Below are 24,779 nucleotides of genomic sequence, written 5' to 3' on the forward strand. Positions count from 1 at the left end.
GTAACTTTTTTCTACATAATGCCACTTATACAATAGCGAATTAATAATGAATAAAGTTACTAGGCGTGGTTTTGTCGAAAGGATTGGATTAGGGCTTGGCGTAGCGGCTACATTACCCTCTTTTGCTTCACAGCTTGAGATGGTCTCTCCGAACCAGGCTGGAAAAAAATTAAACGTTGCTCTTTGTGGGCTAGGCCGCTATGCTAACGTCCTTAAACAAGGACTAAGCACATCGCATTATTGTCATTTGGCGGGTGTGGTAACAGGCACGCCCGATAAAGCAAGTCAATGGAAGAAGGACTATGCTATTCCAGATAAGAATATTTACTCTTATCAGAATTTTGACCAGATTAGAAACAACCCTGATATTGATTTGGTCTATATCACCTTACCCAACGGTCTGCATAAAGAATATACCATCCGGGCGGCTCAAGCAGGCAAACACGTGATTGTTGAAAAACCAATGGCCTTTACAGAGAAGGACTGCCAGGAAATGATTGATGCCTGTAAAAGTGCGGGGGTGCAATTAGCCGTTGGCTATCGGTTACATTACGAACCTTATCATCTAGAAATCAAAAGACTTGGTCAAGAAAAAGTGTTTGGCCAAGTACGACTAATTGATGCTTCACTTGGCTATCGGTTGGCGGGCATAAGCCCTGATGATTGGCATTTGAAAAAAGCGATAGCGGGGGGAGGACCCCTCATGAACCTCGGCGTTTACTGTGTGCAAAGTAGCCGCTATGTATTAGGCGAGGAGCCTATATCCGTTACGGCTCAGTTTGGTCCAGTCACCATGCCTGATCTATTCAAAGAAGTGGAGGAGAACATCACTTGGCAATTAAACTTTCCCAGCGGAGCTATATGTACCTCATCAAGCATGTCAGATTGCAATATTGATCGGTTCTTCGCTTCGGCTGACGAAGGCTACTTTGAACTTAGTCCAGCCCTCAGTTATGGACCCTTCAAAGGAAAAACCACGCAAGGCGTACTCAATTTTCCGACCATCAATCAGCAGGCTGCAATGGTCGATGACATTGCCAACTATTTGTTGGCCAACAAGCCGTTACCCACTCACATCTCTGGCGAAGAAGGACGAAAAGATATGAAGGTATTGGAAGGTATTTATCGAGCAGCAACTACCGGAAGAAAAGTAAATCTGAAGTAGAAAATTGCACTTTTTAGCGTCTTAAGTCTTCTATGCGTTTGCTAATTTATAAAATAATCACGTAACATAATTCGTAGTTATACAACTAAAACAGAAATAAGTCAATAATTGTCACCTTATTATTGGGTGATAACTATTGACTTATTTCTTGATTTCATACATCACCTCTACTAAAACTTTATAATAGTAGTAAAGCTATTTGAGCAAACTAACCAGGTTATCTACCATTACTGGGGAGCCAATGTATAAAGGGGTTCGCTGGTGTAGGCTGGTTGGCTTGATATCCAGAACGGCCTGATGCCCCGACGTAGCTAAACAGCCCGCCATCTCGGCCAGAAATGCGAGCGGAAAGGCTTCGTACAGCAATCGAAGTTTGCCTTCTTTATTCTTCTTCGTAGGTGGGTACAGATAAATTCCTCCTTTCAACAGATTCCGGTGAAAATCAGCGACCAGCGATCCGATGTACCGTGCCGTGTATTGATTACGGCGGCAAGATGTTAGATAATCCCGAACGCCGTCTTCGTACCCATCAATGTTCCCATCATTGCAGGAGTAAATCTGGCCATTAGCGGGACTGTGAATATCAGGATGTGATAGGATATACTCGCCCAGGGATGCATCATACGTAAACCCATTGGCGCTATGGCCCGTCGTGTAGACCATAATGGTCGATGAGCCGTAGAGAATATACCCGGCTGCCACCTGACGACGCCCGCCCTGTAGAAAATCAGCCATGGTTGGTTCGCTACCAATGGGCGTAATGCGTCGATAAATGGAAAAAATTGTACCGATTGATACGTTCACGTCAATATTGGATGACCCATCCAGCGGGTCCATTGCCACTACGTATTTGCCGTTATTATTACCGGTATAAATTATATCCTCCTCTTCTTCTGAAATAATAGCGCAGGCTTCGCCCCCATTTGTCAGCGCCCGTTTGAAGCGAATATTCGCAATCATATCCAGTTTTTGCTGGCTTTCTCCCTGTACATTCTGAACGCCCATGCCACCTGTTAGGTCAATTAAACCAGCCCGGTTCACCTCCCGATGAATAATTTTTCCAGCGAGTGCAATGTCGCGCAGTAATTGCGATAGTTCGCCAGTGGCGTACGGGAATGCCGTTTGCCGGTGCATGATGTACCGGTCCAGCGTTACCCCGACGGGTAGGGCTAGTGGATGCGAAGCGGTGATGACTACGTGTTGGACGTCCATAAGCATATAAGGAGAAATTTATTTGAATAGATAGTTTACAGAGTTTATAGGTTTATAGACAGGATTTATTGTTTTATGATAGGTTGTTTTGGTTTACGGTATTCAGTGTTCGGTGGGCTGATGCGAGCGGTATTGACGCGCCAGCCCACTGAATCCCATAAATCTAAATTACTGGTTCAGATTCAGGCGTTTCGAGCCTGACCGGTTGCATGGTCGGCGTCAGCAAGTGCATGACCACCCAGGCCAGCATGTAGGCCGATCCGCACATGAGAAAGATAATACTATAGCCCCCCTGCGCATCACCCGCCTGTTTATAGCTGTCCAGAATACGACCGACGATCTCTGGGAATATAATACCTCCTACCGAACCCGCCATACTACCAATTCCCACGATTGAGCTAACAGCCCGCTTGGGAAACATATCAGAAGCAGTCGTGAAAATATTGGCACTCCACGCCTGGTGAGCCGCACCAGCCAGGCCGATCAGCGCAACGGCCCCCCAGATCCCTGGTCCGAAGCGAACGGCAATAACCGGCAGGACCAACAAAGCAAAAATGAACATTGAGGTTTTGCGCGCCCGCCAGACTGTCCATCCCCGGCTGATCAGTGCCGATGACAGGTAACCTCCTCCAATACTACCGATGCTGACCAGGGTGTAGAGTACCGCCAGATACAGGTTGGGCTTTTTGGTATCGAGGTGGAATGTAGTCGCAAAATAATCCTGCAGCCAGAACAGGAAAAACCACCAGATCGGATCGGTGAGCATCTTACCGAAGACAAACGCCCAGGTCTGTCGAACGCTCAGCAATTTAGCCCAGGATACCGGTTTGCCATGATCGGCTACTTCGTCCGGTGTGGTTTCATTGTCGCTGTGTATGTAGTCGAACTCTTCCTTCGAGAGTTTAGCCTGCCTGGCGGGTATCTGATACGTAAAATGCCAGAATATCAGCCAGATAAAGCCAACGGCTCCGGTTATGATGAAGGCCATTTCCCAGCCATAAACCCCCAGAATCCAGGGCACCAGTATGGGGGCTACCACGGCGCCAATATTGGCGCCTGAGTTAAAAATACCCGTTGCCAACGCCCGTTCTTTTTTAGGGAACCATTCAGCTACGGTTTTGATGGCTGCGGGGAAGTTTCCGGCCTCCCCTAATCCCAACCCGATCCGGGCTATAATAAAGCCAAACGTACTGGTTGCCAGGGCATGCCCCATTGCTGCCAGGCTCCAGAAAATAATAGAGATGGTATATCCCATCTTGGTACCGATCCGGTCAATAACGCGCCCGAAAATCAGCAGTCCAATGGCATAGGCCGCCGAGAAAACCTGCACAATACGACTAAAATCCAGCTCCGACCAATTAAATTCCTTTTCCAGCGTCGGTTTCAGCAACCCAACAACCTGGCGATCGAGGTAGTTAATGGTCGTGGCAAAGAACAACAGCGCTACAATGGTCCAGCGGTAACTTCCCAGGGGTTTGTTCATGCGGGTTGTGGAACAAAAGGTGTAACAATCTGAACCAGTGATGCGATCCTATCGCGTAAGGCCGCCGGGTCCCCGCTATTACCAGCAAACAGTTGAGAACCGATACCTACCGCCGTGACACCGGCTTTAAACCAGGCATTCAGGCTCTCGCTGGTTGGCTCAACGCCCCCGGTCACCATGAGTTTCAGCCAGGGCATTGGGCCTTTAATAGCTTTAATAAAATCCGGTCCAACTACGTTTCCCGGAAACACTTTCACCAGGTTAGCGCCCAGCAACGTGGCCTGATAGATTTCATTCAGGGTTGAACCCGCTGGCATCCAGGGGACACCCCGCTCCCGGCAAACATCGCCTACAGCCGCCGTGATGACGGGCTGCACAACGAAATCAGCGCCCGCATCAATAAAGCGGACGGCATCCTCCGGTGTCAAAATCGTACCGATGCCCAGCGCCATGTCAGGGCAATTTTCCCGCACATAGCTTATTAACGTAGTAAAAACCGATAGCGCCTTGTCGCCCCGATTGGTAAATTCAAATACCCGCAGGCCACCCTCATAACAGGCCTTCACAATCGCCTGCGCGTGGTCGGCATCGGCGTGGTAGAAGACGGGAACGATTGGGTTATGAACAACCAGGTCAAAAATCTTATCTGTTGAAAAAACGGACATAGTGTTAGGTTATTGAGTTTATAGTGTCCAGGCGTTTGGCAATATCGGCCACCGTCTGGTCCGTTGCATCGCCAAGTTCCTGCAACTTACCGAAAGCAGCGGCAGCGGCAAAATCTACTACGTCCTGAGGGGCATGCTGATGATAAAGTCCATAAATCAGACCCGCCATAAAACAATCGCCACTACCCACCCGGTCAACGACCGAATCGGTTAGCCATTCGGACGAAACATAGGGCTGCCCCTCGACATACAACGTAGTGAAGTAACGCAAGCCTGCTGGTGGCTGATCAAACCGGAATGTATTGGCCACTACTTTACAGCGCGGAAACCGCTCCTGAATAGCCGCCGACGTAGCCCGGGCATGTTCCACATAATCAGCCGGTTGTCCTTTGGCATGAATGTGTTCATCGACCGGAATACCCAGCAACGCATTCGCCGACCAGATATTTCCCATCACTACGTCGCAGTACTCGATCAACCCAGGCATAATGTCGGTGGGTGCCATGCCGTATTGCCAGAGCCGCGCCCGGTGATTCAGGTCGATCGACACGGTAATGCCCTTTGCCGAAGCTGCGGCCATTAACTCCTGACAAGCTCCGGCCACGGAGGCACTCAGGGCCGGACTAATCGCGCTGACGTGCAGCCAACTGGTATCCTGTAAAATTACATCCCAGTCAACTTTACCAACCGCCAGTTCAGAAAATGACGAATGAGCCCGGTCATAAATAACACTTGCGTTTTTGAGATCCGTTCCCTGCGACAGGTAATAACTCCCAACCCGCTGCCCGAACCGAACAATGCCCGATGGATCAATTCCCTTATTACCAATGTAGGTAACAATGTCGTCGGCTAATGAATTTTCGGGCAGAACCGTACTGTATTTCACGGGTACATGCCAGTTTGCCAGTGCCGTCGCTACGTTCAGTTCGGCACCGCCCACAAAAACCGGCATGGCTGCCTGCCGAATCCATTCACCGTTGGCCACCGGCGAAAACCGCAATAATAATTCACCGAAGCAACAGACTTTTGCCATGTATTATACCATCAACAATTCCATCAAATACGTAACGCCATCGGCTTACTGCTGAAACCAAAATACGTTTTAGCATTGCCATAACAAATATTCTGTACAATCTGGCCCATCCAGTCGATGTCGTCGGGTAGTTCGCCGTTTTCAATGTCATTGCCGAACAGGTTGCACAGAATCCGGCGGAAATATTCATGACGTGGATACGACAGAAAACTACGCGAATCCGTAAGCATCCCGACAAACCGGCTCAACAGACCCATATTGGAAAGAGCATTTAACTGGCGTTCCATACCCTCTTTTTGATCCAAAAACCACCAGCCTGAGCCAAATTGTACTTTACCGGCCACCGATCCGTCGTTAAAATTACCGATCATGGTGGCCATGAGATCGTTGTCGGCGGGGTTCAGGTTATACAAAATGGTCTTGGCCAGTTTGTCCTGACTGTCCAGCCGGTCAAGGAATTTGGCCAGCGCACGTGCCTGCGAAAAATCGCCGATGCTGTCCCAGCCTGTGTCGGGACCAAGTTGCCGCAACATGCGGGAATTGTTATTCCGTAGGGCTCCTAAGTGAAACTGCTGTGTCCAGCCTTTTTCCCAGTCCATCTCGGCTAAATAGACCAGCATCGCCGATTTAAACTGTAGTACCTCCTCTCCGTTCAGCGACGCGCCCGATCGAATTTTATCAAAAATCGCCTGGATTTCGGCTTCGGTGTAGTCCGCTGCGTAAATCTGTTCCAGGCCGTGATCCGAGAGTTTGCATCCCATAGCGGCAAAATAATCATGTCGCTGGCGAAGGGCATCCAGAAAATCAGCCAACGTAGTAACCGATAGTTGGCTGGCAGCTTCCAGCCGCGCAACGTATTGATTGAACGTAGCCGCGTCTTCCACCGCCATCGCTTTGTCGGGCCGGAACGTAGGCAACACACCAATGTCAAAGCCCGTATTGGCCAGCGTCTGGTGATGTTCCAGCGAATCCACCGGATCGTCAGTCGTGCAAACGGTTTCCACGTTCATACGACGTAGTAGATTCCGCACCGAATACTCTGGCGACTGCAATTGTTCGGTACAGGCATCATAGATTCGGCGGGCATTTTGACCGTTCAGCGTTTCTGTTATCCCGAAATACCGCTTTAATTCCAGGTGTGTCCAGTGATAAAGCGGGTTTCGGACGGTATACGGCACGGTTTCGGCCCATTTCTGAAATTTGGCAAAATCCGTCTGATTACCCGTACAAAAGCTTTCGTCTATCCCATTCGAGCGCATGGCCCGCCACTTATAATGGTCACCATACAACCAGATTTGTGTCAGGTTCTCGAATTGCTTATTCTCAGCCATCTGATCGGGCGGCAGGTGGCAGTGATAGTCGATAATAGGCATCGGCTTGGCGAACTCATGGTAGAGTTGCTGGGCCGTGGGGGTTTGCAACAAAAAATCGTCGTTCAGAAAGGGCTTTTTCATGGAATTAAAGAGCGAAAGGGTGAATGAGTGAAAGAATGAAAGGTGGAATCAGCTATTCGCTCTTTCGCACCTTCACCGCGACGGCGGACCGCTCTTTCACACATTATAAAGAAACACCCCGTTTCCAGGGGATGAAATCATCTTGTCCGTGGCGAACGGCCGCTACGTCCAGTTCACCACTGGCGACGCGGATAATCTGTTCCAGCAATCGTTCGCCAGCCTGTTCGATCGTTTCGTCACCATCGATAACCGTACCCGTGTTGACATCAATAATATCAGGCATTCGATTGGCTAAGGCCGTATTGCTGGAAATTTTGAGTACGGGCGCAATTGGGTTGCCCGTTGGCGTGCCAAGGCCCGTTGTGAATAAAACGATCGTTGCACCAGAAGCCACCTCAGCCGTCGTAGATTCGACATCATTGCCGGGCGTACACAGCAGATTCAAACCTGGTTTAGTTACCAGTTCGGGGTAATCGAGAACGGCCACCACCGGCGACGAACCGCCTTTTTTGGAAGCACCTGCCGATTTCATGGCATCGGTGATTAGCCCATCCCGAATGTTGCCCGGCGATGGATTCATATCGAATCCAGATCCGGCTTCTTTGGCCCGCAGCGCGTAAGTGTTCATCAACTCCTTAAACCGGTTAGCCGTTTCAGCATTGACGGCGCGGTCGCAGAGTTCCTGCTCAACCCCGCAGAGTTCGGGAAATTCAGCCAGAATGACTGTCCCACCCAGGGCAACAACCAGATCGGATGCGTGTCCAACGACAGGATTGGCCGAAATCCCCGAAAACCCATCCGAACCACCACATTCCAGCCCAATTGTCAATTTACTGAGTGGCGCGGGTTTCCGAACACAGGCATTTGCCTGCATCAATCCCGCAAACGTTTGCCGGAGCGCCTGGCCAATCAGTGATTCTTCGGTGCCAATGCTTTGTTGTTCAAGCACAAACAGGGGTTTATCGAACTGTGGATTCCGTTTCTGAATCTCCTCCTGCAACATCCCCACCTGCGCGTTCTGGCAGCCCAGGCTCAGCACCGTCGCCCCTGCTACGTTCGGGTGGGTAATATAACCCGCCAGCAATCCGCACAAGGCCTGCGCATCCTGACGGGTGCCACCACAACCGCCATCGTGCGCTAGAAATTTCACCCCATCGACATTTGGAAAGAGCGGCAGTTGCCCCCCTAATGACTGTTCTGCCGTTTGCAGGTCGGCCTGTAGAACCTCTTCAACGGTATGCCCCGCCTGGACCAACGCCATCAGCTCCTGCGTCTGTCGCTGGTACGTATGCCGTCGACCGTAACCGAGGTCGTTTACCAACGCTTCTTCCAGCACCTGTATGTTGCGATTTTCGCAGAAGACGAGCGGAATAACTAGCCAGTAATTGGCCGTCCCCACGCGTCCATCGGAGCGATAATAGCCCATAAACGTCTGACTCTGCCACTGGTCAACGGCTGGCGGAGTCCACTGATACGAAGGTGTGTTCAGGTCATAGCTGTTCGTCGCATGTTGTACGTTAAACGTCGTCAGTCGCCCGCCCATCGGAATGGTATGTTTGGCTTTCCCGACCAGGACGCCATACATCGTGATCGAATCGCCGGGGGAGAATGCCTGAACAGCCAGCTTATGCTTGGCCGGAATGGCTTCCGTAACGATCAGGGAAGCACCCCCATTTTGCACCCGGTCACCCGGTTCAAGGTCGGTCAGCGCGACCAGTACGTTGTCGTTCGGATGTATCTTTAGTACGTTGTTTTTCATTTGGTTATGATGTCGATATGACCAAATTGAGCCGAAATGGTGGTTAATACGCCGTTTTCGATCATGTCGGCGAGATAGGTACCCACCGAATCAGCAAAGCCCGGCAACTGGGTTAAATCGTGCCCCCAAAGTGCCGTATTCTGGAGCACAGTAGTAGCTAGTTCTCTGGGAGTCAGACGTGCCCATAAATCCGCGAAGTAAGCTGCCTGTGTATCGTGAATCGGATAGGCTTCCCCGTCGCGCACGCCTAGCCAGGTTCCATTTTCCTGCCGTACAGCCCGCATAAACAACAGATAGGCCGCAAAACCGATGGATACATAACGCGGAGTTACAGAGTCTAATTTTTCATAATAGTGAAGCAGGGTCGGGATATTCCGCATTTGCATTTTAGCCGAATATTGCATCGTGATAGCCAGCCAGCGATGCTCGATGTACGGGTTCCGAAAGCGATCCAGCACCTGAAAACCAAATCGTTGCGCTATTTTATCATCCACCGCATACGGGATACCCGGAATGAGTTCACCCAACATGACACTGCTTACAAACGCCGACAATACCTCATCGTCCATGGCCTCCCGGACCGTATCAAATCCACTCAAAAACGCCAGGCCGCAACTCAGGGTATGCGTACCATTGAGTAGGCGCAATTTTAGTTCGCGAAACTGGTCAATGTTTGGCCGGATAATGACGCGCTCATCAGCCTGATGAAATGACAGCACCTGTTGTACGTGCTTATTTCCTTCTATGGCCCATAACGTATAGACTTCCGAAACGGTAAGCAATTCATCCTCATAACCAAGCTGTTCGGTCAGCGCCTGATACGTAACGGTATCGGGACGACCCGGTACGATGCGATCAACCAATGAATTGCAGCAGGTATTCGCTTTTTCGAGCCAATCGATAAACGCAGGTTCCAGGTCATTCCGGTGCGCCAGGTCCAGTAAAATGACCGCCAGTTTCGTACCGTTTTCCGGAATAAGTTCAGTAGGTACAATGACCAACCCTTTGGCCGGATCGCCACTGAATGCCTGATACCGAGCGTATAACACCGCGAGCAACTTGCCAGGGAATGATTCAGGGGGCGTCAGCCGAATATCCTCCGGTATGAGTTGGATACCTACTTCGGTCGTGTTGGAAATGACAAGCTGTAAATCCGGGCTGGCGGCTACCCGTAGCACCTCATCCCACTCCTGCCTGGCAGATAACACGCGGCTAATCGCTGAACAAATTACGTTTTCCTCGATAAGCTGGCGATTCTCCACCCCACGGATACAGAGTGTGTACAGATTATCCTGCCGGGCAAACGCCGTTAAATCGCCCCCATCGGTGGATTTAACGACAACAATCCGCCCATTGAAGATACCTTGTCGGTTTGCTTTATCGATCAGGTAATCGGGTAAGCCACGCAGCAGAACCCCCGTTCCGAACTGCAATACCTTTTCGGGTAAGTCCTGTAGCTGGGCGGATGGCAGATTTATAGGGATACTTGGCTGGATCAAAGGCAGCGTCTGAAACGATAAAGGGTTCATAAAGTATGTGAGCGTTACGGCTACGACCGGCTGATTTTCTTGGATTCTGCTACGTCGGAACGTTATAGATCTACGTTAAATTTGTCTTTTTTATAGATACCGCATTGATTGGCAACTAGGTCAATTCAGCTAATGATCAGATAAGATTAAGTAGGATGTTTTTTATATAGAAATTAATAAAGATATTTATTCACGCAAACGTTATCGGGAACGTTGCCAGTTTTAAATTTATGGTCTATTGACGCATAAAACGAGCAGGTAGCCGTCGCTAAACCCTTATAACCGATACGTAGTGATGGAGTAGACTTTTTGTACTTTACCAACATTTGATACCTTGGATACCATTACCATAAAAGATATTGCCCGTGCCTTAAATCTCTCGACCTCGACTGTTTCGCGGGCTTTGCGGGATAGTTATGAAATAAATCCCGAAACCAAACGTCTGGTAACCGAATATGCCGAGCGATTCAATTATCGCCCTAACTCGATTGCGCTTAGTTTAAAGGAAAACCGGAGTCGGGTCATCGGCGTGATTGTCCCCCAGATTGCCAACAATTACTTTTCACAGGCCATCAATGGGATCGAAGCCATTGCCTATAGCCGTGGGTATTACGTTATTATTTTTCAAAGTCACGAGTCGTATGAGCGGGAAATAGCGACGGTGCAGCAAGCCGTAGCCCGCAAAGTCGATGGCCTGCTTATTTCGCTGTCCAGCAGTACGTCGGATGTAACGCATTTGCGGGAACTACAGGACAGAAAATTGCCGATTGTTTTATTCGACCGGGTTTCGAAAGACCTGGATACCACCTTTGTAACCGCTGACAATTTTGGGGGCGCTTTTGCCGCGACTGAACACCTCATTCAAACGGGCCGCAGACGGATCGCTCACCTGACCATACCCCCTTATATTTCTATCACGCAGGAACGCCTAGCGGGCTATCGGGCAGCGCTCGAAAAGTATGGTATTCCGTACGATGAAAAGCTGATTCAGTACACAGAATTTGGCCAGAATGATGTAGAGCCGTTCGTTGATGCCTTACTCGACCAGTCGCCCGACGCGTTTTTTACCGCCAGTGATCGGCTGGCCATCGGCTGTTTGGCTGCCTTGAAAAAGCGAGCTATTTCGATTCCTGAAACGGTTTCGCTTATTGGCTTTACGAATACCCCGGTCGCGGATCTGCTGGCCCCTCCCATGAGTACCGTGGAACAGCCTGCGCTGGAAATTGGCCAGATGGCTGCGGAACAATTGATCAATCAAATTGAGGGCAAGCAAACGGGCACACAACCAGGTCGGATAACTATTCCAACCCGGATGATTGTTCGGGCTTCGTCAGAACGTACACCCGCTCCCCATCCCCTGCGAGAACAAAGTAGTTTGTAAGCGTTAGCGGATATATTTACTACATATCACTTCATTGTCAGTACGTTAGCGGTAACCTCTGTGGTTGTTTCTACCGTTTTCTTCGCATGCGACATGTTGGTATTCAACAGCTTAATGTCTTTGGAGCGGTCGCCGGCAATGTGCATGAGCAGGTCGGTACTGTCAGTATAGCGAATATTATCAAGTGTCAGATTATGGCTATTCTGGATGTGCATCAGCGTTTTAGCCGGACTAATTAACGCCACGTTTTTCAGCCGGATATTGTCCGCTTCGATACATACAAATCCTTTTCGACTCTGTAAAACAGCATTTTCGATCAAGATATCCTTAACCGCCATCTCGGGTAACCCACGTATCAGTATGGCCGTTTCAGCCCCTTTGCAACGTACGTTCCGAATCTGAAACGATTTGAATTGAGGAGTCGATTCCGATAACGGTTGCGCTGGAATGACCGGCAGTTCATTGCTCTCGCCCTGTTGCGGAACGGGATCTTTGGCGGCATAATACATGTCGAACAGAATGGCCTCGCCTGCAATATCGGTCATGTCTACGCCGTCCACGAAAATATTCTCCACTACGCCACCTCTCCCACGGGTCGTTTTGAAACGCAGCCCCACATCGGTTCCCATAAACACGCAGTTCGATACGTAAAGGTTTCGTACACCACCCGACATTTCACTGCCAATTACAAACCCACCGTGTGCATGATAAACACGGCAGTTACGCACCACTATGTTCTCCGTCGGAACACCGCGCTTGCGGCCTTGCTCATCGCGCCCTGATTTGATACAGATACCATCGTCGCCCACATCGAACGTACACCCTTCAACCAATCCATTCTTACACGATTCTAAGTCAAGTCCATCCCCATTTTGGGCATACCAGGGATTTTTAGCTGTAACATTACGCAACGTGATGTTTTCGCATAGCAGTGGATGTAAACACCACGCAGGTGAGTTCTGGAACGTAATACCTTCCAGGAGAATTCGTTTGCAGCGCGTAAAACTCAACATATTGGGCCGCAAAAAATCTTTAATTTCTTCGTAATAAGCCGGTGTCTGGCCCGCTTTAATCGTAGTCATTGCGCCTTTAAGTGACTGCTCAGACGGATACCAGGCATCCTGTTTATCGTTTACTACGCCCCCCGAAGCCACCAGTTTTTTCCACTGATCAGCGGTTAGTTTACTTTTTTTGACCATTCGCCACGCATCGCCCGCACCATCCAGAATACCATTCCCTGTGATGGCTATATTTTCGAGATCTGTGCCGGAAATAGGTGCTTGATTCCGAACGGCTTCTTCGCCTTCCCAGGTGGTATGCACCAATGGGTACTCCGTTCGCTTGTTGGTGAATTGTACCAGGGCTCCAGTTGCCAGGTGTAGATTCACGTTATTCTTGAGCGCAATCGGACCAGTCAGCCATAGGCCGGACGGAATCAGTACGACACCCCCACCAGCGCGGTTGCATTGCTCAACCGCTTTATTGATCGCTGACGTATTCATCGTCAACCCATCCGCTACAGCACCGAACGTACTGATCGTCAGGGTATCTTTCCGAAAAGCAGGCATTTGTACTTTTGGCAGATCGCTACTACTAACTAATCCAGCCGAATTAAAGCCTGGGGCATCAGGCCAGGCAGACGCCACCCGTAAGGCAATCGACGTAACGCACAGGGTTATTCCAGCAGTTATTTTCATTGTTTTTCGAGAAGGTGACAGAAGGCGACTTATGATACAATCAGTTACCCATGACGTATCAACTGGCTAATAGTACCCTAAAGTGACGGCTAAATCAGTACTTATTCAAGAAGGTCTATACCTTTTTTTACGCAATCGTTGCCGGGAACGTTACCATATTCTATCGAAAAACGTTGAGTTACCCCAACGTTTGTTCTTTTATAAAAAACAAAAACGGCCCCAACTTTCGCAGGAGCCGTCTTGCACATACATTACAAATAGGAATCTTACCCCAGATACGTCTTCAACGCCTTCGACCGTGAGGTGTGGCGCAGCCGACGAATGGCTTTTTCTTTTATCTGCCGAACGCGTTCACGGGTCAGGTTGAACTTCTCCCCAATCTCTTCGAGCGTCATGGCGTGTTCGCCATTGAGCCCGAAATAGAGGGTAATTACATCAGCTTCCCGCTGCGTTAAGGTCGAAAGCGCACGTTGCACTTCCTTCCGTAGCGAATCGTTTATCAGGCCTGAATCAGGCTTGTCTTCACCATCATTTTCGAGCACGTCGAGCAGACTGTTTTCTTCACCCTGCACAAACGGCGCGTCCATCGATACATGACGACCTGAGATCTTCAGGGTGTCAACAACCTCAGCGGCCGAAATTTCCAACACGGCCGCCAACTCTTCTGGCGACGGCTCACGCTCAAATTTCTGCTCGAGGTCTGAAAAAGTCTTCGATATCTTATTAAGCGAACCTACCCGATTTAACGGCAGGCGAACAATCCGTGATTGTTCAGCCAACGCCTGTAGAATCGACTGGCGAATCCACCAAACAGCATAGGAAATAAATTTAAATCCGCGCGTTTCGTCGAACCGTTGAGCCGCTTTAATTAAGCCCAAATTCCCTTCGTTGATCAAATCGCCTAACGAAAGTCCCTGATTCTGATATTGTTTGGCAACCGACACCACAAAGCGTAGGTTTGCTTTCGTTAACCGCTCCAGCGACAGTTGGTCACCTTCCCGAATTTTCTGGGCCAGCGTTACTTCCTCATCGGGCGTAAGCAGGTCTACTTTACCAATCTCCTGCAAGTACTTGTCTAACGACTGGCTCTCGCGGTTGGTAATCTGTTTTGAAATTTTTAGCTGTCTCATGATACGTTGTCCCCGGTGGAGTCATGCATAACGCGAACCTTTGACGCTGCATTACACAAAAAAGTAACAATTACTTACGCATTTTTGTTCTCTGGCTTCGGCAGCAAAACTTTACGCGATAAACGGTACTTTCCGGTCTTTTTATCCACGTCAATCAACTTTACGGTCACTTCCTCTCCTACCTGTAAGACGCCATCCATGGTTTCCAGACGCTCCCACTTAATCTCGGAAATGTGCAAAAGTCCGTCCTTGCCAGGCATAAACTCGACGAACGCGCCGAAGGGCTGAATCGTCTTCACTTTACCAATATACGTCTCGCCCACTTCGGGAACGGCAACGATGCCTTTCACGCGCGATACGGCTTTGTCCATACTCTCTTTGCTGGTCGCAAAAATGCTGACCCAACCCGCATTGTCGTGTTCATCAATATTAACGACGGCGCCGGAGTCCTTCTGGATGTCCTGAACGACTTTACCGCCGGGTCCAATAACGGAGCCAATCTGGTTGGTATCGATCTTGATAACCATGGCACGGGGAGCGTGTGGTTTCAGATCGGAACGAACTTCAGAAATACCCTTCATCATTTCGCCAAGAATGTGCAACCGACCAACACGGGCCTGTTCCAGCGCCTGAGCAAGTACTTCGTACGATAACCCGTCAACTTTTAAGTCCATCTGGCAGGCAACAATACCTTTTTCGGTACCGGTTACCTTGAAGTCCATATCACCCAGGTGATCTTCATCGCCTAGAATATCCGACAGCACCGCATATTTGTCTCCATCGGAAATCAGTCCCATGGCAATACCCGCTACGGGTGCCTTGATTTTGATCCCGGCATCCATCAACGCGATGGTACCAGCACAAACGGTTGCCATTGACGATGAGCCGTTTGATTCTAAAATATCGGACACAATCCGGATCGTGTACGGGTTTTCGTCACCAGCCGGCAACACCTTTTTTAAGGAACGGTGGGCCAGGTTTCCGTGACCGATTTCGCGACGGCCAGCGCCCCGATTGGGTTTCACTTCACCCGTTGAAAAACCGGGAAAATTATAATGCAGCAGGAACTTACTGTAGCCCTGATACATTGTCTGATCGACAATTTGCTCGTCCGTTTTGGTACCCAGCGTTACCGTCGTCAGTGACTGGGTTTCGCCACGCGTAAATAAGGCAGATCCGTGTGGACCCGGCAGATACCCCGCTTCGGCTGAAATTTGGCGAATTTGATCCAGTTTCCGGCCATCCAGACGAACCCGTTCATCGAGTACCAACCGACGCGATGCCTCCCATTCCAGATCGTGGAAATAGGTTTTAATTAAGCCAACATTTACGTCGGACCCTTCAGGAAAGGAAGCTATGTATTCATCGCGAATGGCTTTAGCCGCTGCGGAACGTCCTTTTTTGCTCGGATTTTGCTGGCTTACCGCTGCATAAATTTTATCATACGTAGCCACCCGAACAGCTGCCCGAAGTTCTTCGTCGTGCGTTTCGTGGTTGTATTGACGTTTTTCTGTCTTACCGACTTTACTGGTCAACTCTTTTTGTGCCTGGCACTGTACTTTGATAGCTTCGTGAGCGATTTTCAACGCTTCTACGACTTCGGCTTCAGAACATTCGTTCATTTCGCCTTCTACCATACAAATATCCTTTTCAGTAGCGGCAACAATCAGGTCAATGGTTGCCCGTGCCAGCTCGGTCGTTTTTGGGTTAATCTTGTATTGCCCATCAATTTTCGCGACACGTACTTCAGAGATAGGACCGTTGAACGGAATATCCGACACAGCCAAGGCTGACGATGCCGCCAAAGCTGCCAGTGCATCCGGCTGAACTTCGGGATCAGCCGAAATCAGCGTAATCATTACCTGCGTATCAGCGTGATAATTATCGGGGAATATGGGCCGCAGCGCGCGGTCAACCAAACGGCTAATGAGAATTTCATGGTCACCTAATCGGCCTTCACGCCGTTGAAAGCTTCCAGGAATACGCCCGGCGGAGGCAAATTTTTCTTGATAATCAACGGATAAGGGGAGAAAATCAACGCCTTCTTTCGCGTCTTTACTCGATACGACGGTGGCTAACAGCATTGTGTCGCCCAACCGTACAACCACCGCTCCGTCGGCCTGACGGGCCAGTTTTCCGGTTTCGATGGTAATTTCCCGCCCGTCGGGCAGCGCAACGGATTGCGTGGTTATTTCAAACATAAAACAGATTTTGATACGTCCTCTTACAGCTTTAAACCGCTCCGGCGGCCCGGCATACCGGGTAGCCTGACTTACTTTTTACGCTTCATTCAATTATTGGCACTGCATTCCTGTTGAAACAACAAAAATCAGGGAATCTACTGTGTAGCAGATTCCCTTTTTTTATGGGCTGACCCAATTACTTTCGTAGTCCCAGCGCGGCCAGAATGGCCCGGTACCGCATGATGTCTTTTTTCAGGAGGTAATTCAGCAGACGCCGACGTTTACCAACTAATTTTAAAAGACCCAGTTGGGTGCCGTAATCGTGCTTGTGGACTTTCAGGTGCTCAGTTAAATGACTGATCCGGTAGGTGAACAGCGCGATCTGGGATTCGGCCGATCCCGTGTCCGTTGCGCTTTTGGCATGACCCGAGGTGGAGAATATCTCCTGTTTTTTTTCGGTCGTTAGATACATCTTCAGACAGCTTATTTAAGTAAAAAAAATGAATTCGGGTGCAAAGGTAGTAAAAATAGTCGATAGTCATCAGTCAATAGGCTTTAGTTTTTCTACTGAGGACTATAAACCTCTGTTAACTGACAACTATTGACCGACGACTTTTACGGGCAGCCCATCTACGTTTCCATCGTTCCCAGGCAATCGTATATACATCCTTATCAAATAAGCGCGAATCATGCCGGGCGCGCTGCATCAAAAACAGACCAACGGGAAACAGGACCAGATTAGCCATCCAGGCACCAAGCGGCACCCACAGCAAGCCTTCTTTCGCATACTTATCGCCGACTAGGGTTAGTACGTATAAGGCAATGAAAAACGCAATAGAAACGAGCACGGGTAGTCCAAATCCCCCTTTTTTAATAATTGCTCCCATGGATGCGCCAATCAGGAACATAACAAAGACCGAGATGGCCTGTGTGAATTTGTGATGACTTTCTAACTGATATTTCCAGACATTCTTTTCTTTTTCAGTTAGATACGTTACGTTCGACGTTGAGTATGACAAAATATTTTGCGCCTGACTCAACGCCATCTGCATTAAATCGGGACGGGGCACGGCGCGTTTTTTCAAGAGCGAGTCCACCCATTTTCCATCTTTCACTGTTTTTTGCCGGAGCACGGCATCCGCTTTAAACTGGTAATTATAGTATTGACGCGATGTACCGGCTACGCTTAGGCTTATCCGGTTATAATCTTTACGTAAAGAATCTGTCAGGGTAGAGAGCTCCTTAAGGTTCTTCATGTACTCGTGGTACTCGAACTGATTCTCGTCGGTACGTTTAATACCAAACGATTCAAGACTGATGACGAGCCGATAATCTTTAAAACCATTTCGCATAAACTGGGCACCCTGAGCCGCCCCCCCACTGCTGGTATAGCTAATGGTGTTGTCTGAATATTCCTGATAGTCGTTGCCGTTGAATAGCTGAAAAACGAGGTATGTACGGTCCTTATCCGTATACATGCGCCCCGAATCGGCCAGGATAATCTCGCGATTGCCCGACTCAAGACCATTCGTTGGTTGTTTGTAAATGATCAGCCCCTTCAATAAATCGCCGGTTGTACTACCTTTCGCAGCTTTAACTTTATGATCAACCTTAATACTATACCCCGGCAAATCATTATAAAAAATACCTTCTTTCAGGTTTAGCGTAGCTTTGGCTGTTTTGATATCATAGAGTAAGCTATACCCTTTCAGGTTAGCCCAGGGCGCGACTGAATTATTAAACCAGAATGAGAAAGCGCTAATGCCAACTGCCACAACAAGCAGTGGCTGCATGGCTCGGGTAAGCGAAATGCCGGCACTTTTCAGGGCGGTCAGCTCAAAGAACTCACCGAGATTCCCAAATGTCATCAGCGAGGAGAGCAACACCGCCAGTGGCAAGGCAGTCGGAATAGTTAAGAGCGCAAAGTAGAAGAGTAGTCGGCCGAAGGTAGCCAGATCGAGGTCTTTCGAGACAAACTCGTCAATATAGAACATCAGCAGTCGCATCAGAAATATAAAGATGACGACCCCCAGGGTTAAAAAAAACGGCCCCCAAAACGAGCCGAGCACTAACTTATCTATCTTCTTCATTAAAATGGATAATGCAGCATGAAAAATGGATAATGTCTATTACAATAAGACGTCAATCACATTATACATTCGGGGCCGCCCTGCGGTTCATTTTCCATTACCCATTAACAAACTTTAACTTCCTACGATTTCCTTTAGTTTATCCATTAAGCCATCCCACAGATCTTTGAGTTCTTCCTGATCCGTTGTGGAGGAATAGTCTGTAACCCGCAAAAACGTCGATTGTGTCAGTTCACTCTGATCAACCCGGAAATCAACGTAGTTATTGTCGGTACCTGGCTCAGCCGTATCTAAGAATTCAAAACGAACGCCTTTATTCTGTCGCATGGATACTTGTCGGGCAATATGGCTTTCATTGTCCCACTGAAAATCGAACCGTTGTTCAGGCATTGTATTTACCTTACTGGCAAACCATTGCGATAGACCCGACGCCGTGCTGATATACGGAAAAAGCATTTTTGGAGATGCCCGGAGTTCGTATTCAGTAATAAATTTTATTTTCTCCATAATTCGAGCTACTTTATAAATGGCGATATTAGCAAAGGTAAACGATTTTTTTTGCGAAAGTCAACGATGTTTTTTGTCTTAAGTCAATTTTTCCTTACTTTTGTGGCATCAATACGGCGGGGTAGCTCAGATGGTTAGAGCGTAGGATTCATAACCCTAAGGTCGGCAGTTCGATCCTGCTCCCCGCTACCAGAATAACGCTTAACTAATTGCTGGTCAATTGGTTAAGCGTTATTTCTTTTCAGGGAGGGCCGGATTTAATGTAAATCGATACTTTCTCCTACTGTTGGCCATCGTCTAAACGTAAAACTATCCCTTGTTTTCTTAAGTCTTCCTACATCTCCTGCTCAGTTCAGTGTTCTTCTTCTCAACGCCACCAGCCAGGCGCAATCAAACGAAATTTCACGATCGGGTTATCTTTATAAATAGAGCCAGACTTGCCTGGAAAACAGGTTTACATCTGTGGGGAGCGCCTTTTGTATTAAAAAGGCGATCTGATGGCAACAGGTGATTTGAGCGGTCAGATACGCCCGACATTTGAAAATATAAGAACCTCGTTGGCTATCGTCGATAGGATTGAAATCGTACAAGGCCTCCCTATTATAGACTTCAGTACGATCAGGGATACGGTTTATTGGCTGCCAAACCCGTTGAAGTAATTACGTTAAAACTTTTATCCAGAATGCAGTGAACGGTATCCTGGATAACTAAGCTATCAACGGTTTTCGTTACAATTGTCGTTGTATAATAAAGAGCCGCGTTTTCAGCTAAGTTGCCTTTTAATTCGGGCGAGGGCAATCCAGTGGCATTAATTCGTTTAAAATCAGTGGTTTTGATTTCATACCTTGGCTTATTTTTTAAAGTAAACCAATCATCAAAATCGTTAAAGTAACTTAAAATCGACTGATCAATCCGTTCCTGAACTTGTTCGTTGCTGGGTTCACCGCAGGAAAAGGCTACGAATAATACATACAGTAGCAATACCTCTGTTTTCATACGTCTTAGTATGACATAGTAAGTTGGATTAAAACGGAGCCCCACCTCGTTACAAATCGACAGTTTTAGGGTAGCGTATATTCTAATGTAGCCTGCTCAAGCGTTTGCGCGTATCGGTTAATGATTCCATTGAAGGAAATAAAACCGCCTTTTATGGATTCATCCTCAGGCCCCTCATTAGCCAGGGGTTCATCTACGAACTGCTGTCCCTTTGCTTCGAAGGTACCTTGAGCCGTAAACATAACCACGCTATTTTCAATACGTGCCATTATTCGTATCTCCGTTTCTCCATAAACATTTTTGTATTCGGTAACAACAGTAGCTGTCTCTTCATCGGCTTTTTCGATCGAAAATCCTTCGTTCTCCAGGTAGGCTTGAACCGATTCAAATAATGTAGAGTCGGATAACGTAGTGGTCAATTCTATACCAGTCGCTCCAGGGGGTAAAGGTTGCGCTTTAAGCTTGAACGAGAAGAGGATAAAACCGACGAACAGAAAAAGAGGATACTTCATGGTGTTGATTTAAAAACGACCACAAATATTCTTAATTCTGCCTAAGCGACCAAATAATGACATTGAGTGATTGCTACTCAAGGCCCACGGAAGCCGTAGATTGGGAACCACTTACCTTAACAACGATACGTTGCAGCTCCTCTCCGCTAGTTGGTTTAATCAGATAACCTGTCGCGCCAAGTGCCAGGTATATTTGCTGGTCGTCTTCATTAAACTGCCCGGTGAGCATATAAATGGGCGTATTCTGGCAGCAGTCATTAGCCAAAAACGTGCTTAACCACGCTTCTTCTTCACCCGAAGGTACAACTCCATCCAGTACCACTGCAATAGGCTTGGGACCTGTTGCGGTCTCCGATAGAAAGGATTCGGCGGACTTAAACCATTTTAGCTCCACGGCCCCCGCCCAGCTTCGAAAGCCATGTTGCCAGAAAAGAAAATCATCTTCATCCTCATCCAGAAGTGCTATCCAGGCTTTATCAGTATTCATCCGTGTTAATGATAATAGACAATTACGCTACCTTCCTGTTAGTAGGTTCTAGTTGTACCCTATCTAGTGCCAAATTGTTTATTATATTCTTGATTAACTACTGACAGGGCGTAGAATGAGTTGTATATTAGTCTGTTACAGATAAAATCGTCAATGCAGTATGTCAAAAACCAGCTCACGAAGGATATCACTTTCGGTCATGGTAGGTGAGTCGATTCCTTTACTCCGTGCGTCGGCCCGACGGATGGCCTGAATAATAGCAGCTACCTTGGGCAGCGGAAACGTGCGGGCGGCCGAGAGGTAATCTTTCACAAAAAACGGATTGACGCCCAACAAAGGAGCTAGCCCTTTGTCAGTCTGATCCTTGGATGCCTGAACAAGCAGCACCTTACTAAAATAGCCAAATAACTGCGCCAGAATCACCACTAGTGGATTATCCTTTGGGTTTCGCCCGAAATAGTCAATGATTTGATTGGCCTTCACGACGTCTCGCTGGGCGAGGGCTTTTTGTAGTTCAAATACGTTGTATTCTTTACTGATCCCAACTAACCGCTCAACTGTAGCCGCCGAAATCTCTTCGCCAACGTGGAGATTGATCAGAATTTTGTCGATCTCGCTCGCCAGTCGTTTGAGGTCATTGCCGATGTGGTCGGCCAGAAGCTGGCAGGCTTTGGGACTGACCTTTGCGCCCTGTTCGCGGCAGTATTCCCCTACCCAATCCGGAATTTTATTGTCGTACAGCTTCTTGACACCCAGCAGCTTGCCTTTTGCGCCAAAGGCTTTTACCCAGGCTTTTCGCTCATCGAGCGCTGGTTTTCCCTCTTCTTTGACGTAGCAGAGCATCAGAATAGTACTAGTCAACGGGTTCAGCGCATAATCCTCAAACAGGGTCTGAGTCGATTTGTCATTGATGCCGTTCATCTGCTGAGCTTCTTTGACAAGTACCAACTGACGTTCAGCCATGAAGGGATAGCGTCGGGCGTAGTTCAAAACAGCTCCGGCATCGGTGTCTTTGCCAAACAGGACAAATTGATTAAATCCCCGCTCAGCAACCGGTACAGCCACTTTTTCGAGTTCGTCGGCAATACGATCTAGGTAAAACGGCTCGTCGCCGTGAATCAGATAAACGGGGGCAATCCGCTTATTACGGATGTCTTTCAACAGGGCGTCGACGGCAGGAATCAAAATCGGGTATTGGTTTACGGTATTCGGACTACAAAAGTAAGCCATGAAGTGTTTTTCGACAGGATTTACAGGATAAAACACGATCAGAGATGATAAATAAATCCTGTTTATCCTCTAAATCCTGTCGAAAAGTGGCTCTATTTTCTATCTTTATTCCCTCACTCACAGACGCTTCACTCCATGAAAATCATTTCCCGCTGGCTACCTGGACTATTTCTGCTTTTGGCGTTGCCATCGATCGCCCAAACACCCGGCTCCTACGAACGCAGGGAAGTATTGATACGTATGCGCGACGGGGTTAGCTTGAATACAGTAATCTACACACCTAAAGCCAGTAAAGAGCCACTACCTTTTTTGCTGACCCGTACCCCGTACGGCGTCAGTGAGACCGATAGTCCGGATCGTATACCGTACGTAAAAGACATGGCCGACGACGGTTACATCTTTGTCTATCAGGATATTAGGGGGCGGTATAAATCAGAAGGCACGTTTGAGATGCAACGGTTCAGCCGCAACAAAGAAGACCCGAAAGCCATTGACGAAAGCACCGATACGTATGATACCATCGATTGGCTGCTGGCGAATATTACCAACAACAATAAAAAAGTAGGCATGTATGGAATCTCGTACGCGGGCTGGACAACGGCGATTGCGGCCATTGATCCGCACCCGGCCTTGGTAGCCGTTTCGGAACAGGCGACGCCATCGGATATGTTTCTGGGCGATGATTTTCACCACAATGGCGCGTTTAGGCTGAGCTATGGGTTTGAATATGCGTTCATGGAAGAAGCGACCAAAACGGATTCGCTATTTCCGTTTCCCAGTTATGATACGTATGATTGGTACCTGAAACTAGGGCCGTTGTCGAACGTTAACAAGCTGTACTTCAAGGAGAAGTTGCCTACCTGGAACGACTTTGCTAAACACCCCAATTATGATAAATTCTGGCAGAAGCAATCGCTGATCTCCCGCATCGACAGCCCGAAAATTCCCATTATGAACGTAGCGGGCTGGTGGGATCAGGAAGATTTTTACGGCCCACTGAAAGCGTATCAGCTTTGGGAAAAGCAGGATAAATCGCATAAAAACTTTCTGGTAGCTGGCCCCTGGAACCACGGTGGCTGGGGCCGGAGTGATGGCCGATCCTTAGGAAATATCAAGTTCGATACGGCAACATCCGTTACGTTTCGAAAAGAGATTCAGGCGCCGTGGTTTGCCTATTATTTGAAGGGGAAGGGCGCGGGAAATTTTGCCGAAGCCGTTACGTTCCAGACAGGCTCAAACACCTGGAAACGCTACGAAACCTGGCCTCCGAAAGAAGCGACCAAACGTAATCTTTATTTTCAGGCGAACGGAAAACTGTCCTTCGACGCACCCAACGTCGCATCTGGCGCCGATGCCTACGTATCGGACCCGGCCCAACCCGTTCCCTATCGTACGCGCCCTATTGAAGCTACTTACGGACCCGGTTCCCGCTGGCGCACCTGGTTGACTGAGGATCAGCGGTTTGTGCATAACCGCCCGGATGTACTTTCCTGGGAAACCGACGTACTACAAGAGGACGTAACGGTGACGGGCGAGGTATTGGCCAAATTGTTTGCCGCCACCACCGGCAGCGACGCCGACTGGGTCGTGAAGTTGATTGATGTCTATCCGGCTCATTACCCGAAGGACCCAGCCATGGGCGGCTACCAGTTTATGATTGCGAATGACGTTTTTCGGGGTCGATTCCGGAACAGTTTCGAAAAACCGGAAGCCATTCAGCCGAATAAGACGGAAACGTATTCGATTGATCTACACACGATCAATCACGTTTTCCAGAAAGGCCACAAGATGATGGTGCAAATCCAAAGCACCTGGTTTCCCATTATCGACCGCAATCCCCAGACGTTTATACCGAATATTTTTGAGGCCAAAGAAACCGATTATCAAAAAGCCACGCATACCATTTTCCGATCTGCTACATCGCCCTCACATCTGGAATTAAGTGTGGTTGGGAAATGAGCTTTTCGAGGCAGATGTTTTGCAATATTTTCAACTTAGCCCAAAAATGTACATAGCATATGTTATTTTAAAAAGGCCTTTCTGTCATACTGATGGAGCCGGGCGGGTGGGCTCCATCAGTATGACAGAAAATGATTTAATGTAAAAAAACTGATCCATATATTGAATTTTAATAATAGTGAATTTTTACTATAATTCAAAGAAGTGTATTTACATATATTAGCTATAGTTTGTAAAATAAATAACTATACTAATTATTATCAACCTGGCGATTATTTCGCGCTAAACAATAGATCTGTTTTACATT

At 48.2% G+C, this 24,779-nt stretch carries 20 protein-coding genes and 1 tRNA gene; 4 read left to right on the plus strand and 17 right to left on the minus strand.

Annotation, left to right across the window (positions count from 1 at the left end):
- Window positions 1-46: 46 nt before the first annotated feature.
- Window positions 47-1,165, plus strand: coding sequence for a Gfo/Idh/MocA family protein (locus tag BM202_RS00935; RefSeq protein WP_093822597.1), 1,119 nt, complete (start codon window positions 47-49; stop codon window positions 1,163-1,165).
- Between the two features lie 195 nt (window positions 1,166-1,360).
- Here the strand turns inward: BM202_RS00935 and fbp are convergent, their stop codons facing one another.
- From fbp to BM202_RS00970, 7 genes are all read right to left on the minus strand, one after another.
- Window positions 1,361-2,377 (minus strand): class 1 fructose-bisphosphatase, encoded by a 1,017-nt coding sequence (fbp, locus tag BM202_RS00940; RefSeq protein WP_093822598.1) that lies wholly within the window; start codon window positions 2,375-2,377, stop codon window positions 1,361-1,363.
- Window positions 2,378-2,540: 163 nt separating this feature from the next.
- Entirely contained in the window at window positions 2,541-3,860 is a 1,320-nt protein-coding gene (locus BM202_RS00945) for an MFS transporter (RefSeq protein WP_093822599.1), read from the minus strand.
- Window positions 3,857-4,525, minus strand: coding sequence for a beta/alpha barrel domain-containing protein (locus BM202_RS00950; protein WP_093822600.1), 669 nt, complete (start codon window positions 4,523-4,525; stop codon window positions 3,857-3,859). Before BM202_RS00950 ends, BM202_RS00945 begins: the two co-directional genes overlap by 4 nt.
- 4 nt (window positions 4,526-4,529) lie before the next feature.
- On the minus strand, window positions 4,530-5,558 hold the full coding sequence (locus BM202_RS00955; RefSeq protein WP_093822601.1) for a sugar kinase: 1,029 nt from the start codon (window positions 5,556-5,558) through the stop codon (window positions 4,530-4,532).
- Between the two features lie 23 nt (window positions 5,559-5,581).
- Entirely contained in the window at window positions 5,582-7,012 is a 1,431-nt protein-coding gene (uxaC, locus tag BM202_RS00960; RefSeq protein ID WP_093822602.1) for a glucuronate isomerase, read from the minus strand.
- A gap of 103 nt (window positions 7,013-7,115) precedes the next feature.
- Window positions 7,116-8,771 (minus strand): UxaA family hydrolase, encoded by a 1,656-nt coding sequence (locus BM202_RS00965; RefSeq protein ID WP_093822603.1) that lies wholly within the window; start codon window positions 8,769-8,771, stop codon window positions 7,116-7,118.
- Window positions 8,768-10,300 carry a tagaturonate reductase gene (locus BM202_RS00970; RefSeq protein WP_093822604.1) on the minus strand — a complete coding sequence of 511 codons (1,533 nt, stop codon included), beginning with the start codon at window positions 10,298-10,300 and terminating at the stop codon, window positions 8,768-8,770. Before BM202_RS00970 ends, BM202_RS00965 begins: the two co-directional genes overlap by 4 nt.
- A 334-nt stretch (window positions 10,301-10,634) precedes the next feature.
- Between BM202_RS00970 and BM202_RS00975 the strand changes: the two genes are divergently transcribed.
- Complete coding sequence (locus BM202_RS00975; protein ID WP_093822605.1) at window positions 10,635-11,681, plus strand: LacI family DNA-binding transcriptional regulator; 1,047 nt, start codon at window positions 10,635-10,637, stop codon at window positions 11,679-11,681.
- Window positions 11,682-11,707: 26 nt separating this feature from the next.
- Here the strand turns inward: BM202_RS00975 and BM202_RS00980 are convergent, their stop codons facing one another.
- From BM202_RS00980 to BM202_RS01005, 6 genes are all read right to left on the minus strand, one after another.
- Complete coding sequence (locus BM202_RS00980; RefSeq protein WP_093822606.1) at window positions 11,708-13,378, minus strand: glycoside hydrolase family 28 protein; 1,671 nt, start codon at window positions 13,376-13,378, stop codon at window positions 11,708-11,710.
- A 266-nt stretch (window positions 13,379-13,644) separates the two neighbouring features.
- Window positions 13,645-14,508: a sigma-70 family RNA polymerase sigma factor gene (locus BM202_RS00985; protein ID WP_009282104.1), complete on the minus strand. Its 864-nt coding sequence runs from the start codon at window positions 14,506-14,508 to the stop codon at window positions 13,645-13,647.
- 74 nt (window positions 14,509-14,582) lie between these two features.
- The gene (locus BM202_RS00990; protein WP_093822607.1) at window positions 14,583-16,709 is read right to left on the minus strand and encodes a polyribonucleotide nucleotidyltransferase; all 2,127 of its coding nucleotides are present in this window, start codon (window positions 16,707-16,709) and stop codon (window positions 14,583-14,585) included.
- A 178-nt stretch (window positions 16,710-16,887) separates the two neighbouring features.
- Entirely contained in the window at window positions 16,888-17,163 is a 276-nt protein-coding gene (gene rpsO, locus BM202_RS00995; RefSeq protein ID WP_093822608.1) for a 30S ribosomal protein S15, read from the minus strand.
- A 115-nt stretch (window positions 17,164-17,278) separates the two neighbouring features.
- A complete protein-coding gene (locus BM202_RS01000; protein ID WP_093822609.1) occupies window positions 17,279-18,781 on the minus strand; it encodes an LptF/LptG family permease in 1,503 nt (500 codons plus the stop codon).
- Window positions 18,782-18,895: 114 nt separating this feature from the next.
- The gene (locus tag BM202_RS01005) at window positions 18,896-19,288 is read right to left on the minus strand and encodes an START-like domain-containing protein (RefSeq protein WP_093822610.1); all 393 of its coding nucleotides are present in this window, start codon (window positions 19,286-19,288) and stop codon (window positions 18,896-18,898) included.
- A 115-nt stretch (window positions 19,289-19,403) separates the two neighbouring features.
- Between BM202_RS01005 and BM202_RS01010 the strand changes: the two genes are divergently transcribed.
- Window positions 19,404-19,480: transfer RNA gene (locus tag BM202_RS01010), tRNA-Met, on the plus strand.
- 426 nt (window positions 19,481-19,906) lie between these two features.
- On the opposite strand, the gene BM202_RS01015 is transcribed toward BM202_RS01010, so the two are convergent.
- The 4 genes from BM202_RS01015 to holA all read right to left on the minus strand — a co-directional run bounded on the left by BM202_RS01015 (window position 19,907) and on the right by holA (window position 22,468).
- A complete protein-coding gene (locus BM202_RS01015) occupies window positions 19,907-20,284 on the minus strand; it encodes a hypothetical protein (protein ID WP_093822611.1) in 378 nt (125 codons plus the stop codon).
- A 65-nt stretch (window positions 20,285-20,349) separates the two neighbouring features.
- On the minus strand, window positions 20,350-20,796 hold the full coding sequence (locus tag BM202_RS01020; RefSeq protein ID WP_093822612.1) for a hypothetical protein: 447 nt from the start codon (window positions 20,794-20,796) through the stop codon (window positions 20,350-20,352).
- A gap of 73 nt (window positions 20,797-20,869) precedes the next feature.
- On the minus strand, window positions 20,870-21,283 hold the full coding sequence (locus BM202_RS01025; RefSeq protein WP_093822613.1) for a response regulator: 414 nt from the start codon (window positions 21,281-21,283) through the stop codon (window positions 20,870-20,872).
- Between the two features lie 150 nt (window positions 21,284-21,433).
- Entirely contained in the window at window positions 21,434-22,468 is a 1,035-nt protein-coding gene (gene holA / locus BM202_RS01030; RefSeq protein WP_093823555.1) for a DNA polymerase III subunit delta, read from the minus strand.
- Between the two features lie 180 nt (window positions 22,469-22,648).
- On the opposite strand from holA, the gene BM202_RS01035 reads away from it, so the two are divergent.
- On the plus strand, window positions 22,649-24,472 hold the full coding sequence (locus BM202_RS01035) for a CocE/NonD family hydrolase (RefSeq protein ID WP_093822614.1): 1,824 nt from the start codon (window positions 22,649-22,651) through the stop codon (window positions 24,470-24,472).
- Window positions 24,473-24,779 lie beyond the last annotated feature (307 nt).

Origin of the sequence: Spirosoma endophyticum, assembly GCF_900112365.1 — a bacterium.
In the GTDB taxonomy this organism is placed as follows: domain Bacteria; phylum Bacteroidota; class Bacteroidia; order Cytophagales; family Spirosomataceae; genus Spirosoma; species Spirosoma endophyticum.

What these genes read in the sequence shown, in the direction of transcription:
- rpsO (WP_093822608.1), bottom strand. Translation starts at nt 17,163, where the DNA reads ATGTATCTAACGACCGAAAAAAAACAGGAGATATTCTCCACCTCGGGT.
- BM202_RS01005 (WP_093822610.1), bottom strand. Translation starts at nt 19,288, where the DNA reads ATGGAGAAAATAAAATTTATTACTGAATACGAACTCCGGGCATCTCCA.
- BM202_RS01015 (WP_093822611.1), bottom strand. Translation starts at nt 20,284, where the DNA reads ATGAAAACAGAGGTATTGCTACTGTATGTATTATTCGTAGCCTTTTCC.
- BM202_RS00990 (WP_093822607.1), bottom strand. Translation starts at nt 16,709, where the DNA reads ATGTTTGAAATAACCACGCAATCCGTTGCGCTGCCCGACGGGCGGGAA.
- BM202_RS01025 (WP_093822613.1), bottom strand. Translation starts at nt 21,283, where the DNA reads ATGAATACTGATAAAGCCTGGATAGCACTTCTGGATGAGGATGAAGAT.
- BM202_RS00985 (WP_009282104.1), bottom strand. Translation starts at nt 14,508, where the DNA reads ATGAGACAGCTAAAAATTTCAAAACAGATTACCAACCGCGAGAGCCAG.
- BM202_RS00935 (WP_093822597.1), top strand. Translation starts at nt 47, where the DNA reads ATGAATAAAGTTACTAGGCGTGGTTTTGTCGAAAGGATTGGATTAGGG.
- BM202_RS01000 (WP_093822609.1), bottom strand. Translation starts at nt 18,781, where the DNA reads ATGAAGAAGATAGATAAGTTAGTGCTCGGCTCGTTTTGGGGGCCGTTT.
- BM202_RS00965 (WP_093822603.1), bottom strand. Translation starts at nt 8,771, where the DNA reads ATGAAAAACAACGTACTAAAGATACATCCGAACGACAACGTACTGGTC.
- BM202_RS00955 (WP_093822601.1), bottom strand. Translation starts at nt 5,558, where the DNA reads ATGGCAAAAGTCTGTTGCTTCGGTGAATTATTATTGCGGTTTTCGCCG.
- fbp (WP_093822598.1), bottom strand. Translation starts at nt 2,377, where the DNA reads ATGGACGTCCAACACGTAGTCATCACCGCTTCGCATCCACTAGCCCTA.
- BM202_RS00970 (WP_093822604.1), bottom strand. Translation starts at nt 10,300, where the DNA reads ATGAACCCTTTATCGTTTCAGACGCTGCCTTTGATCCAGCCAAGTATC.
- BM202_RS01020 (WP_093822612.1), bottom strand. Translation starts at nt 20,796, where the DNA reads ATGAAGTATCCTCTTTTTCTGTTCGTCGGTTTTATCCTCTTCTCGTTC.
- BM202_RS00945 (WP_093822599.1), bottom strand. Translation starts at nt 3,860, where the DNA reads ATGAACAAACCCCTGGGAAGTTACCGCTGGACCATTGTAGCGCTGTTG.
- BM202_RS01035 (WP_093822614.1), top strand. Translation starts at nt 22,649, where the DNA reads ATGAAAATCATTTCCCGCTGGCTACCTGGACTATTTCTGCTTTTGGCG.
- BM202_RS00980 (WP_093822606.1), bottom strand. Translation starts at nt 13,378, where the DNA reads ATGAAAATAACTGCTGGAATAACCCTGTGCGTTACGTCGATTGCCTTA.
- BM202_RS00950 (WP_093822600.1), bottom strand. Translation starts at nt 4,525, where the DNA reads ATGTCCGTTTTTTCAACAGATAAGATTTTTGACCTGGTTGTTCATAAC.
- uxaC (WP_093822602.1), bottom strand. Translation starts at nt 7,012, where the DNA reads ATGAAAAAGCCCTTTCTGAACGACGATTTTTTGTTGCAAACCCCCACG.